General features: G+C 54.0%; 8 protein-coding genes. All 8 read right to left on the bottom strand.

Annotated features, from left to right (window positions below; genetic code table 11):
- Positions 1 to 1,875: RCC1 domain-containing protein (locus F556_RS0128740; protein WP_020620455.1), on the bottom strand; the 1,875-nt coding region annotated here is incomplete at its 3' end.
- A 176-nt stretch (positions 1,876 to 2,051) separates the two neighbouring features.
- Complete coding sequence (locus tag F556_RS0128735) at positions 2,052 to 3,320, bottom strand: FAD-binding protein (protein WP_020620454.1); 1,269 nt, start codon at positions 3,318 to 3,320, stop codon at positions 2,052 to 2,054.
- A 38-nt stretch (positions 3,321 to 3,358) separates the two neighbouring features.
- Complete coding sequence (locus tag F556_RS35535) at positions 3,359 to 5,221, bottom strand: putative bifunctional diguanylate cyclase/phosphodiesterase (protein WP_020620453.1); 1,863 nt, start codon at positions 5,219 to 5,221, stop codon at positions 3,359 to 3,361.
- A gap of 236 nt (positions 5,222 to 5,457) precedes the next feature.
- Positions 5,458 to 8,031 (bottom strand): glycoside hydrolase family 2, encoded by a 2,574-nt coding sequence (locus F556_RS0128725; RefSeq protein WP_020620452.1) that lies wholly within the window; start codon positions 8,029 to 8,031, stop codon positions 5,458 to 5,460.
- Between the two features lie 62 nt (positions 8,032 to 8,093).
- Complete coding sequence (locus F556_RS0128720; RefSeq protein WP_020620451.1) at positions 8,094 to 10,352, bottom strand: helix-turn-helix domain-containing protein; 2,259 nt, start codon at positions 10,350 to 10,352, stop codon at positions 8,094 to 8,096.
- Positions 10,353 to 10,489: 137 nt separating this feature from the next.
- The gene (locus F556_RS36725; protein ID WP_020620450.1) at positions 10,490 to 12,016 is read right to left on the bottom strand and encodes an extracellular solute-binding protein; all 1,527 of its coding nucleotides are present in this window, start codon (positions 12,014 to 12,016) and stop codon (positions 10,490 to 10,492) included.
- A gap of 30 nt (positions 12,017 to 12,046) precedes the next feature.
- A complete protein-coding gene (locus tag F556_RS0128710; RefSeq protein WP_020620449.1) occupies positions 12,047 to 12,922 on the bottom strand; it encodes a carbohydrate ABC transporter permease in 876 nt (291 codons plus the stop codon).
- Between the two features lie 21 nt (positions 12,923 to 12,943).
- Positions 12,944 to 13,810 (bottom strand): ABC transporter permease, encoded by an 867-nt coding sequence (locus tag F556_RS0128705; RefSeq protein ID WP_083938176.1) that lies wholly within the window; start codon positions 13,808 to 13,810, stop codon positions 12,944 to 12,946.
- Between the last annotated feature and the right edge of the window lie 284 nt (positions 13,811 to 14,094).

Here is a 14,094-nt window from a genome sequence, read left to right as displayed (position 1 = left end):
CGCGACCGCCTGTGCGGCGCCAATCGCAGCCTGCAGCGTGGACCGTGCAGCTGCTGGCGCCTCGCCGACGCCGCTTCCTTCGGGATGCTCAGCCAGCGCCTGCCCGGCAGCCGCAATGGCTGCGTTCAGTCCTGCAGCGTCACCTGCAGCCAGAATATTGTTCAGCTCGATCGTCTCCACGGTTTCGCTGCCTGCAGCATCGCGCGCATAGGCCGTGTATATGCCGCTGCTTGCCGCTTCAAAACTGCGGCTACCCAAGATGTCCGTACCCGCACCGGCAAAGTCTTCAGCGGCGCGGCTGCCTGCCAGCCACTTCAGACTGTCCAGTGTGTTGCCTGTGCCTTCAATCTGCACGTCCACCGCTATTGTCACCGGATCGAAGGTGTCAGCGGTCGTCGACGGTGTCAGCGTAAGCGCAGGAGCCCCCGGCATATCCACCGTGTAGTCCAAGATTTCAGACGCCAGAGCACTATATGTAACATCACCGCTATAGTGAACCGTCAGATGATGTGGGCCCGCTGACAGCGTAGAAAGATCAAGTTCGGCTGTGCCTCCACTCAAAGCCCTGTTCCCCAGCACATGAGTGCCGTCTCTGAACTCGACAGTCCCGGTTGGCATCCCCCATACGCCTGACACGTTGGCCGTAAGTGTAACTTCCTCGAGATAGGTCGAAGACGTCTGGGATACCGCCAGGGTCACGGTCGGGCTGACCCCAGCCGGGAACCGGCTTGGCATCAAGCCATATGAATAACCCCAGGCCCATATGCGTCCCTCGGCATCAAGGGCGTAGGACTTTTCGAAGCCGGCTGTAATCGAGGTGAACCGGGTGGGATTTCCGTTATCCTCTGTCGTCACCTTGACCGGCCCGTTGCCCGCCGTTGATCCATTGCCCAGCTGCCCCTGATCGTTTTTGCCCCACGCCCACAAATTCCCGTTCGTATCAAGAGCCAGTGCATGGTGGTTGCCCCCTGCAATCTTGGAAAATAGAACAGGACTGCCGTGATCCAAGACGGTCAGCTTCTCAGGCAACCAGCGCGTCTCATCCTCAACTCCGCTATCGCCGAGTTGGCCGTGGTCGTTGCTACCCCAAATCCACAGGTCTCCGTCCGTTTCAAGCGCCAGTGCCAGAAACCCGCCGTTACCATAGCCTGCGCCAACGGCAACGGATTGAAATTGAGGCGTCGTCCCGTCGTCTGTCAGGTTGAACTTCTGCGTCTGATCCCCAACAAGAGCGATTTGCCACAAGTGATTGGACGAATCGATACCAATGGCCTGTTCATTATTGTTGGCAATGGATTGAAATTGTACCGGACTCCCCCCATCCGTCAGGCCCAGCTTGGTCGGAATCGCCGTGCGTTGGGGCATCGTAGAGCTGATTCTAAGACCCCATCCCCAAAGCTCGCCATTGTCATCTATGGCATAGGAAGAACCCCAACCGGCGGCAATCGTCGAGAAAGAAACCTCCGCACCTTCATCTGTGATTACTAATTTGCTCCAGGACAGAGAAGCATCAAAATGCCCCTTGCCTAGCTGACCGTAACCATTGTCACCGGTGCTCCATATCTGCCCATCTGTATCCAGAGCCAGGCTATGACTCCTTCCTGTCTTTACTTCGCGGAACGTAACTGGCAGTCCATGTTCCAGCACCTCGATCCGCTGCGGCTCGGCAGATCCTGCGCTGGTCCCATTGCCAAACTGACCGTTCCAGTTGCTGCCCCAAGCATAGATCTCTCCTTCGGTGTCGAGTGCCACTGACGTATCCGCTTGGCTCGACACCGATGTAAATGCAAGCCCCGCCGCCGCAGCCCCAGGCGGCACAAGCAATGATTCAATAGCGAGTATGAGTGAAATGAATACCAGCCATCCCTTTTTCATCTTCAGCATCCTTTCCGTAGCCGACTGGATCCAACGCCCAGTAACAACCTCATCATCATACATGAGATATCAGTCATTGACTATGTTTTGGGCAGCCTGTAGTGTTCCATATTTGTGTCAACATGACAAAAAACCATCCGCTCGCGAAAGCAGATGGCAACTTGAGTCATGCCGAGTCAGGAAGTAAAGAGATACGTCTCCAAATATGCATTCCTAAACTTGCCTTCAGGGTCATAGCGCAGCGCCAACGCACGGAAGTCCGGCAGTTTGGGGAACAACGGCTGCAGCTGCTCAGCACTCATGGTGAAGAGCTTGCCCCAGTGCGGGCGCGCATCGAACGGCTCCAGAAGAGCCTCGATGCGCGGCAGCACCTGACGCACCGCCTCCCACTCCGGTTTCCATGTAAAATGAAAACCAACGGAGTCCTGCTTATAGCAGGGACTCAACCATAGCCGATCAGCTGCGATCGTCCGCACCTCCGAAGTGAACAGCAGCGGCGCGATGTCCTCACGGAGGTTGGCGATCGCCTCCAAGGCAGGCAGCGCATGCTCACGAGGCACGATATATTCGCTCTGCAGCTCCTCGCCCGCACTCGGCGTGAAGGCCATCTTGAAATGCGGCATCCGCTCATGCCACGGCCCCGCAATCCCGCACTGCTCACTGCAATGGTCGGCCCCTTGTCCTGGCACAGGATGGAGGTTGACCCCCGAGAGCTTAGCCCCGTGGAATTGTTCGGCACCAGGCACGACATCAGCACCTGCTGGCGCAGTCTGCTTCAACCACACTTGGTTAAACGTCGTATCCGTCCAGTCCGAGAACAGGCTGACACTGTAGCCCGAGGATACGATGACATCAAAGTTATTCCGCACCTCGCTCAGTGGAAGCCCTTCATAGACATGCTGCGTCATATTAAATGCAGGCACGACATCCAGCGTTATTTTCGTTACGACACCCAGTGCCCCAAGTCCCACTACCGCGCCGAAAAACTCGCCGTTCGCGTCATCTCGCGTAAACGTCACAAGTTCTCCATCTGCCTTGACGATCTCTAAGCTGTAAACAACCGTGGCCAGATTGCCATTCGCCTCGCCTGACCCGTGGGTAGCTGTCGCGCAGGCACCAGCAACTGAAATGTGGGGCAAGGAAGCCAGGTTGTGCAGTGCATACCCCTGCTCATGCAAGTACGAACATAAATCCCCGTACCGCACTCCACCCTCTACCGTTACCCGATTTTGATCGCGATCCAGCGAGAGGATGCGGTTCATCCGCTCCATCGAGAGATGCGCTGCTGTTGTATCTGCAATTCCGTTGAAGGAATGCCGCGAACCAATGACCTTGAGGCGCGAGCTGGACGCAACCAATGCTTGCACTTCTTCCAGGTTCTCGGGCAAGTGGCATTCCGCAGCACTAAATGTATAATTACCCGCCCAATTTCTCTCATATCTCATCATGCTCAGCTCCTTCTCAGGGAGTAGTATCACTTCAATCACTTCGCTCCGGTATCAGCCGTCCCCGTCTGTTTAATCGGCCCAGACTGCTCTGCGAGCCACGACTCCAGGGCCTGCGCGGGAAGCGGCTTGCTGAACAGATAGCCCTGGCCCTTCGAGCACTGCAGCCGCTTAAGAATGTCCACTTGCTCCGGGGTCTCCACACCTTCGGCGACACTGGTAAGCTCCAAGTTAATTGCTAGCTCCAGAATCGACTTGATGATGGCCACGTCGGTCTGGCCCGAGGTCAGCTCCCGGATAAACGATTGGTCAATCTTCAGCATGTTGATCGGCAAGCGCTTGATGAATGACAGGGAGGAGAATCCCGTGCCAAAATCATCAAGGGCAATCCGCAGGCCCAACTGCCTCAGCTCATTGAGGACCGGAATGATGGTCTCGTAATCCTCCATGACGCTCTCCGTGATTTCGAGCACTACCTGTGCCGGGTCTATCGGGCCTGCCGCCAGCCTCTCCCGAATGTAGTCCACCAATCCCCTGTCGTTGCCAAGCTGCCGCTGGGAGACATTGATGGACACCCCCAGACTATACCCTCGCTGGCCCCATATCCCCGCCTGCGTCAGTGCCTCCTGGATTACCCATCTGCCGATGTCCGTGATCATTCCCGTCTCTTCCGCGAGCGGTACGAACTCTGCCGGCGATACCATCCCCAATTGCGGGTGGTTCCATCGCAGCAGGGCCTCCACGGCCGTCACCTGGCGGCCTTCAAGCTCAAGGATCGGCTGATAATGGAGCTCCAACTGCCGATTGCGGATCGCTTTTTTCAACTCGGTCTCCAGGTACGCTTTGCGCTTCAGGGCTGCTTTTATATCGTGGTTGATGATTTGATAACGATTTTTGCCTGCCAGCTTGGCCTGGTACATGGCGGTATCCGCCAAGCCAATCAAGCCCTCCCATTCCTCGTGGTCGTCAGGGTAGCCGCTGATGCCGATACTCACGGTAATGTTCAGCTCCATCCCCGAGATATCGAAGGGCTCGCCAATAGAGGCGAGTATAGCGGCAGCAGACCGTTTCACCTGGTCTGATGAACATTGCAGCAGAAGGATAAATTCATCTCCCCCAAAATGGAACACTGCTCCCTCTTCATTCTCAAAAGCGCCCAGTCGCTGAGCAACCTGCAGGAGCAACTGGTCCCCCATTTCATGCCCCAGGGTATCATTCACGTGCTTGAAGCGGTCCACATCCACAAAGAGTACATAAAAGGGCGCTCTCCCCGCCATCAGGTCGGCCATCTTGTTCAGAAGACTCCGCCGGTTGGGAAGCCCCGTAACTTCATTCGTCAGCGCCAATTGCCGGATCTTCGCTTCCGCGCCTTTGTGCTCCGTCAAATCCCGCACCACACAAAAGACCTTGCTGCTCCCCCGAATCTGCGACAGCACCAGCTCCTGGGGGAACGTCGTTCCGTCCTTGCGGACGCCCTCCGCCTCCCCCCGCCAGAAGCCGTCTCTTCGAAGAGCAGGCACAGCAACGCCGGCCACCCTCTCCTGAGTTTCATGGGAATAACAGATGCTCCAGTGCGCATGCAATAGCTCCATTCTGGAGTATCCATACAATTCTATATGCGCATGATTCACGTATTCAAAACGGCCGGCCTCATTCGTGATACCTATGCCATCCTTCGTAGAATCAAGTCCATACGAATATTGAATGAGGTTTTCCTTGGTCCGGCTCAGCTCCTGCCTCATCTGGAGATACTGATCCATTTTTCTTCCCAAAAACCAGGCAATGGCGATGTTTACTCCTAAAATGAGCAGGCGCACAGCGGAGAATTCATTGTAAAGCATATGCAATCCATTCGCTGTCAAAATGACCAGACAGAGAATGAGGGTAGCTTTATATCGCATGCATATGCGCTCCCCTTTCTGCGAGCATATCTGATCCAGCGGACGGCGGCCGTCCAATCCAACTGAACCTATTCCAGGCAAGTCGATTATAGCACGCGAAGTTAAATAATGGCACGATCCTTTTATGCGCTTTCTTGCGGTTTTTTTTAAGAAAAATAAGATGAAGAAAGGGCGTCCCTCCGTCACCTAAAATGACATGGGACAGCCCCGTTTAATATTGCGTTTATGATGTTTAACTAGACCTTCGGCTCCTTAAATCCGCGAATCACGAGGTCCGGCTGGACCGCTTCGTCACCCTCCCGCGGGCCCGCTTCAAACAGCATTCCGCTTCTCGTCACGCAGGTGATCGTCATCTCAATAGATTCGCCGGGGAACAGACTCTCATAGGCACCGTCAGCGACGAGCCAATAGCGGTCGGTCTGCTCTTCCGGGTACAGGTGCAGGGCAACCACGGAACCCGTATTGGTCACACGGTAGCGATAATGGAACTCTGTGCCCTGTGACGCTTCCACCGTCGATAAGTCCACCTGTTCCACCTCAATCTGTGGAGCCTCCAGCTCCAGCGCCGGTGCGTAGAGCGCGTCTTCCCTCGTAGAAAATACATAGAGATTGCCGTTCTCCCCTATTGCGTCTGTGTCCATGCGCAGCCGGACATAGAACAGCTGATCCTCCGTGCTCGGCACCTCGAACACCAACACGCCGATTTCCAGCGCCTGATCAGCTATGGATTCCCCTTGGAATTGCTGCTCATGCAGCACACGTCCGTGGCTATCGAGAACCTCAGCGGTCACTGCTGTGGACCCAGGCTCCCCCGCGCGGTGGACATAGACGGTTTCACGGAAGGTCTCGCCCGCCGTGTACGTCAGGCTCCGGTAGTCGAGCGAGACATGGTTAGGCGTAAAGGCTTTCCTCGCATAGTGATACGCCATCTTGCTCTCACCGTAGTAATCCACCAGATTGGTGCAGGCCACATTCGGCCACGGCTCATTCATCTGCCAGACGATGCTGCCGCTGTTACGAAATTTCCGTCTGCGGTTGGCCTCCAGGATGTAGCGAAGCCCTTCGGCCTGAATCCACTGACTGCAGGCGACGAAGGTGCGGAGATCAGGCACGTCCCCGAACAGGCCCAGATCCCGCTTGTACGTATCCCACCATTCGCCATGATGGCGCCAGACCATGCTGTCTTCCATCGATACAGGCTCCAGATGTGCCTCGCTCAGAAACTTGCGGATACTCTTCTCCGCATTCATGCCGTCGACCCCGAATTCACTATGGAACAGGTTGTCCGATTCACCATACAACTCATAGTGACCCGGATTGCCCTCATACTTCCACCAGCCGTGGACGTCATGGCTGACACCCTTCTTGCGGGTGATATGCTCCACTGGACCAGAGGCCGACGTCGGCAAGAACAAACGCTGCGGGTCATGTGCCTTGACGAGCTTCTTCAGCATCGCCAGGTTCTCATCCTCATAGGTGGACGGCACCCGATCGCCGCTCATCAGCTCATTGCCTCCGCTCCAGACGCTCAGGCTGGTATGATTGCGGCGGCCCTTCAGCGCCGCAATTGCCGTCTGTTCCAGCAGCGCCAGAAACTCCGGTCGCTTGGACGGAATGTTGTCGATGCCCGAACTGGATTGGATGAATTCCTGCCAGACCATGATGCCGTGGCGATCGCACAGCTCATAGAATTCCGGCTTCTCGATCAAGCCGCCGCCCCACACCCGGATCATATTGATGTTGCCATGCTTGGCGAGGCGGATCATCCATTCATACCGCGAGCGGCTAATATTGCCGTACAGATGATCCAGCGGCGTCATGTTTACACCTTTGATATATATCTTCTTGCCGTTGACTACAATCGTATAGGGCAGCGCATCCTCGGGACTGTCTACATTCTGAACGTACTTCAGGCTTCGAATGCCAACCGGATACACCTGCTCATCCAGCAGCAGCGTTCCCTTGCCGGCTATCAGTTGAATCCACACCTTGTATAATGGTTGATCGCCGTAGCCGTTCGGATACCAGAGCGCAGGATCATCCAGACGAAATTCCGCCCTATGCGCGTCCTCACCTGCGGTCACGACTTCGACCTGTTCCCTGATCTGCTCGCCTTGGGGGTCCAACAACACGGCACGTACGGTTACTTCTTCCTCGCCCTTAATTCCATGAGTCTGGAGCTCCATCACGGCGGTCACGATCCCCTGTCCCGCTGGGTCAACATCCGTGCTCACCCGCACCTCGCCAAACGTATGCGAAGGATGCGCTCGCAGCACAACATCATCCCATAGGCCGATATTAACCAGCCGCGTCGAGAAATCCCACTTGTAGTTGAAGCGGCTCTTCTGAGTGAACGTCATCGAGGTCTTGCCAATCTGCGCCATCTCGTCGGGGGCATGCTTCAGCACGACCATGAGCTGGACGGTCTCCCGCTCCTGCCATTGTTCAGTGACATCGAAGCTGGCCGGGTGATACATTCCCTCATGCTCGCCCAGCAGCTTGCCGTTGAGGTAGATCATGGCTTCATAATCCAGGCCTTTGAAAAGAAGCTCCAGCCTCTCCCCTTCCACCTGCGGCCGGGTGAATTCCGTCTTGTAGACCCACCAGCGGTTCTCGACCCACTCGCAATTCAGGCTATTCGTATCCCGATAAGGGTCATCGATGAGTCCTGCCCGGTATAGGTCATAATGTACGCCACCCGGCACAGTCGCCGGGATCCAGTCTGTCACGCCCATCAGCTCCATGCCCGTCTCTGCGCTGTTGCGCAGCAGGGGAACCCACGGCCAGAAGCCTTTTACTTTCCACGTCATGGACGACAAAGAAATCTCCACTTCGCTCCACATCCCATCTGTTTATCTATGCTGAACCAGCATCAACGCAGGCTCTTACGGTATTCATTTGGTGACATTTCCGTCTGGCTCTTGAAGACACGGCGGAAGGTCTGCTCGGTGTAGCCTACCTTCTCGGCAATCTTATAAATCGGGTCATCCGTCTGCTCCAGCTGCTTCTTCGCCTCCTCGATCTTGACGGAAGCTACGTATTGCAGGAAGTTCTGGCCTGTTTCCTTGCGGAACAACCGGCTGAAATACGACGGATTCAAGCTTACTTGCTCCGCTACGAGATTGAGGGAGTGATCCTGATCCAGCGTCATCGCAATATATTGCTTGGCCGATTCGATCAGCTGTGTGCCCTTGCTTTCATTCTCGCGCTCAATCAGCTCGAAGCAGGAGCTAATCCACTCGTCCCGGAACCATTGCTCAATTTCGGTAAAATATTGCGCAGCCAGTATCGTTTCATACCCGTCCTTCTGCAGCAATTCGTTGACGGCTTCATTGGAGAAGTGATACAGCCCTTGGATCATGGCGTCATACAGCATCAGGAACATCTGCCGGTACGTCTGATCGGAATACTGCTTCAGGCGGATGACCTCGACGAACCGGTCAAAGCCGCTCTCGACCTCGGCCCGGTTGCCGCTGCGAAGCTCTTTGACAATCTTCTCGCTGATATCGAATGGATACTCGAATCGATCCTTCACTTGTTTCACTTCTTTGATATCCAGAATAGGTTCTTCTTCTCGAATAATGCGATACTGCAGCGCTTCCTTGGCCTCCAGATACGAATCTCTTAATTCGAACACGGAGTGACGAAGACCTCCTAATCCTAGCTTGGCCGGGAATTTGAGATAGGTCTCGATAGACATGATGAGCGCACTGGTGATCTGCCGCGTCATCTGGTAGGCCTGCGCCTCCTCGATGTCTCGCGGATAATAGGTAATGAAGATTGTCTGATTGTTCTCCGGTCTGCGGATCGCATCGCCCTCCAGATGGTTATGGCGCATCAGATCGCCGAATATATTCGCAATCGCCGCGTGCACCAGCGCCTTGTCATTCGCCTTGAACCGGTTGTACGCCAGAAAATCTCCCGGATCCACGATGAAGGCGACACATTTGCAATCCTCGGGAATCTGATGCCGCTGCAGCAATACGGCAACCTCCGTTTCGGATTCGGCATAATAGCCGCCCAGCAAGGCGGACAGGAACGATTGCCTGAGCTCAGGCTCCTTTTCCTGCAAATCCTCCTTCAGCCCTTGCCATTTGGTGCGTAGCCACGACCACTCATCCTTGGTACCCGCGTCGCCCTCCAGCGTATAGTTCTCCTCCTTGAGCCATTGATAGATCGGCGCGTAGAGCTTTTTGGAGCTAATATAGAGGATCACGCCTCCGGTAGCGATGGCCAGGATACTGATGAGAATCGTAAGCCAGACGATATTCGAGACAAAGCCAGCGGTCTCATTCAGGGGAATCATAATGGCGGTATACCAGCCCGTTTGCTGCGATTTCACATAGAGGGCTGACACGTTGGAGGCTTTATCCTGCCACTGATCGAAGGGGCGGGTATTCCCGCTCATCCACTCCAGCCCAGCCGCGGCTTGGCTCTCAGCGATCGTACCGTGTTTTCTGCTGGAAATGGTCTGCAGCCCGGTATCCAGGAAGTACAGATCGCCTGTATCTATGAAGTCGATTTCTCTTAATATATTGGCAAAAGCGTTTACACTCACATGAATGGACAAATACGTGCGGGGCGTTTCAGAGAAAGCCGGCAGAGCAACCGTGTAAGTAACCACGCGAAAGTTGGTCCCGCTCTGGTAATGCCACTGGCCAACCGGACCGTAGCCCGGATAATTGCCCACTCTGTCCCCTCCCGCAGGATGAATATAACGGTCATTGAACAGGGCAACCCCGTTGTCCACAAAAAAAAGAGACACGCCATAGCTGTTCTCAATGGATTGATGCAGCAAGGCCAGCTTGCCCTGCGTGTCCATTAACTGCTGCGAGCTGAGCGGGAAGTCCTCCCGCTGGGTCGCCTCGGCAATATCGGCATCGAACACGAGCGAATAGAGCGCGACCCGCGCGTTCTCCAGCCGTTCATCGACGCGCGCTTGCAGCTGCCCGAGCATATCCAGTCTGGCTTGGCTATTTTGCTTCTCCATATTGTCGATTGTAATCTTGTAACTCAAGAAGGAGATAAGAATAATGGGTACGACCATGGATATCAGTCCAAATCCGACCAGCCTGTTAAAATAGCGTCTAGATCGTTGTTTCTGCAGCAGCTGCGAGATCCGGCTAATCATCTGCCCCCACCCTTTTTCTGTTTTTCCCCATTATAACGATCGACACATTTCGACACAAACCAAGACAGACCAGGATACAGGAAGCCCGAGGGACATCCCTCAGGCCTCCTGCTGGTACATGGCACTCTCCAAATGCATCAGTTCTCGTTAGATAGGTCGTACTGCTCTTTAAACTCCTTCATCATCTGCTGAACCGTTGGGTTGCCTTTCATTTGCTCCACATACGTGTCCCATGCCGCCAATTCAATCTCTCCCGTGATGCTGCGGACGATCATCGAATCCAGATCCTTGAAGACGTCAGCGTAGCGGTCCGAATACGTTTCGGAGATCAGGGTGTCGAACGGATTAGCTGGCGAGAGCTCGACATGCTCATCAATGCTGGAGATCAGGTTCTCTTCCAGACCCTCAATGGTGAAGCCGTTCTTGGTTACATCGTTATACGGTCTATATTTGTTGAGGAATACGATTGTGCCTTGTCCCGCCTCTTCATCACGCAGCTTGATCTGTGCGTCCGAAGCCTCTACAATCTGGCCATCCAGGCTGTCATAATGCACGCCTTCGATGCCATAAGTCATCAGGTTATTGATTTCCTCCGAAGCGGTTTTGTCCAGGTATTCCAGGATTTTCGGCACCTTGCTCTCATCTACGTGGGAAGGAATCAGCCACATGCCGTAGTAGCCCAGCTTTTGCTGTCCCGTATAGCCTTTAGGCCCTTCGATGGGGCTCAGATTCTTGAATTGTGCTTCAGGGAATTTCTTCTGGATTTCCACTGTATACTCACCGGCAGAATGCAATGGAGCGCTGTACGCACCTGCAAGTCCCTGGTTGAGCATGGTTTTGATGTCATTGTTCTTCATAATGAAATATTCTCTTGGCATGACATCATGAGCGAACAGGTCACGCATGTACGTCAGGTATTCCTTGAAATCCTCGGACATCCAATGCAGCAGCATGTGGTCGTCTTCGAACTTGGGTTCGTGTACGCCGAAGGCACCCATCAGCGCCATCCCTTGTCCCACCAGGCCGTATGTGTCTCTGCTGCCATTGCCGTCAGGATCATTCTCGCGGAAGGCGATCAGCATCTCCTTGAATTCCTCTAGCGTTGTCGGGTCTTCCAAGCCCAGCGTCTCCAGCCAGTCTTGTCGAACCATGAAGCCGTCGGCATTCAGTCCTACCGGACTAGGAACACCATAGATTTGTCCGTTAATCTTGGAATTGTCCCAGATTAGTTCTGGAATTTCAGCCAGATTGGGATAAGAGCTGAGATCAAATTCGCTCAAATCGTGAAACGCGCCTTGGTTAATCGCTTTGACTAGCGTGGGCGCTTTACTGCTGAAGGCATGTACCAGATCCGGCAGCTCATTGGCCGCCATGACCAAGTTCAAGTTCTGGTCATAGTTGGATACCGGCACCACTTGAATGGTCAGGTTCGTGTTGGTCTCTTCTTGCAGCTTCTGAAAAATCGAGCTGTTCGCAATATCCGCCGGCGGTTGCCCCCATACCCCTGCCAGCATCCGGATGGATGTCGGCCCTTGGTCGCCAGCTGTGCCATTCTCTCCGCCACTATTGGTGCCAGGTGAGGCATTATTATTGTTGCCTCCACAAGCAGTCAGGAAAACTAGCATAAGTGCCATCATGGTCATTGCTATTTTTTTCGTATGCATGATCATTGCTCCCTTTTTATCTGTAATAGCTTACCCTTTAACTGAACCTAGCAATACCCCTTTTGCAAAATGCTTCTGCAAGAATGGATAGACGACCAGTATCGGCAGCATAACCAATACCAGCGAGGCCATCTTGATCGTCTCGGACGGCGGTGGGGCCTGATTGAATTCATCGAAATTCACGGATGAACCCAACGTCGTATTCGATTCAATAATCATCTGTGACAGGAAGACCTGCAGCGGCCATTTCTGCGGATCCTGGATGAAGAAAATCCCGTTCAGATACGTATTCCATAGCCCTACTGCGAAAAATAGGGAGAACGCCGCCATGATTGGCTTGGAGAGCGGCAGGATGATCTTCTGAAAAATCTGCAGATCATTGGCCCCGTCGATGTACGCCGCTTCTTCCAGACTACCAGGAATGGTGGTGTAGAAGGAACGAACCACGAACAGCGCCCATGGATTCGTTAAACCTGGCAGGATCAGCGCCCACAGGGAATTCATCAGGCCCAGCTCCTTGACCAGCAAGTAGCTTGGGATGAGTCCTGCGTTGAAGAACAGAATCAGCAGCACCATGAACGTCAGGAATTTCCACCCCGGCATGTTCTTCTTGGTGAGCACATAGGCGAAGGTCATCGTGAAGAACAGATTCAAGATGGTGCCTACAATCGTTATAAACAAAGTCGCCTGCAATGAATTCCACAGCTGACTGGTTCCCAGTACGAATTTATAGGCGTCCAGGGAAAAGTTCTTGGGAATCAGGATGAATTCGCCTTGCACGTAAGTATCCGGGTCCGTTAAGGAGACGGAGAAGACATAGAAGAACGGGAAGATCATGGCGAGCGAGATCAGGCCAAGTAAAGCATAATTGACGTAATCGCCGAACTGGTGTTTTTGATGCGGCATCGTTCCTCCTCCTTTCCAACCTTAGTACAAGCCATCTTCGCCCGCTTTCTTGGCCAGATAATTGCCGCCTACGACGAGGATGAGACCGGCAACGGACTTGAATAGTCCGACGGCGATACTGTAACTGAAGTTACCGCTCAGTATCCCCTGCTGGTACACATAGGTGTCGAAGACTTCACCGACCCCTCGAACCATCGGATTCAGCATCAGCAAGATTTGTTCAAAGCCGACGTCCAGCATATCGCCGAGCTTCAGAATCATCAGGATGACAATCGTCGAGCGAATCGCGGGCAGTGTCACATGCCAGATTTTGCGGAAGCGTCCGGCCCCATCCACCGTTGCCGCTTCATACAGCTGGGTATCCACCCCTGCAATGGCAGCGAGGAAGATGATCGTGCCCCAGCCGACCTCTTTCCAGATGCTCTGCCCGATCAGGACGCCATAGAAGTATCGCGGTTCCGTCAAGATCGATACATTGGAGAAACCTAGCGCGCTCAGTGCCTTGTTCAGAATGCCGATGTCGAAGGAGAAGAACAAGAACGTGAAGCTCGCCACGATAACCCACGACAGGAAATGGGGCAAATAGATGATCGTCTGCGTGATGCGCTTGTACGATTCTACCCGCACCTCATTGAGCATCAGGGCCAGCACAATCGGTGCCGGGAAGAAGAAGATAAGGTTCAGAATACTGATGGATAACGTATTCCGGAGCAGCGGCCAGAAGTCGCCATACGTGAAGAACGTCCGGAAATTCTCGAACCCGACCCACTCACTTTCCCAAAAGCCCTTGAATGGATTGAAGTCCTGGAAGGCCAATAAAATTCCCCACATGGGCATGTACTTCATGATGACGAAATAAAGGAAGCCCGGTAACGCTAGCAGATACATCCACCGGTAACGCACGATACGTTTCCAGAGCAGCGATGATCGCTTGGGCCCCTGACGGGTCGATGGAAGCTCGGTCTGTGTCTCTAGTTGTGCGATATGACTCCCTCCTCTACTGTCGCTTGCAATTTGACTACCCTCACTATACCCAGCCTCAGACACACCTGAAAGGTTGAATCCTTGTCAAGTGGGGGGCTCGGGGAAAAGCGTTGATATATAAGGGTTTAGAAGGGGTAGCAATCAATTTTCTACCCCCTGTTTCAGGGGTGAGGTAAAGAAATGAATGG

The sequence above is a fragment of the Paenibacillus daejeonensis DSM 15491 genome (genome assembly GCF_000378385.1).
In the GTDB taxonomy this organism is placed as follows: domain Bacteria; phylum Bacillota; class Bacilli; order Paenibacillales; family Paenibacillaceae; genus Paenibacillus_D; species Paenibacillus_D daejeonensis.
Note: the sequence above shows the minus strand (reverse complement) of the source record. Positions and strands in the feature narration are given on the sequence as shown.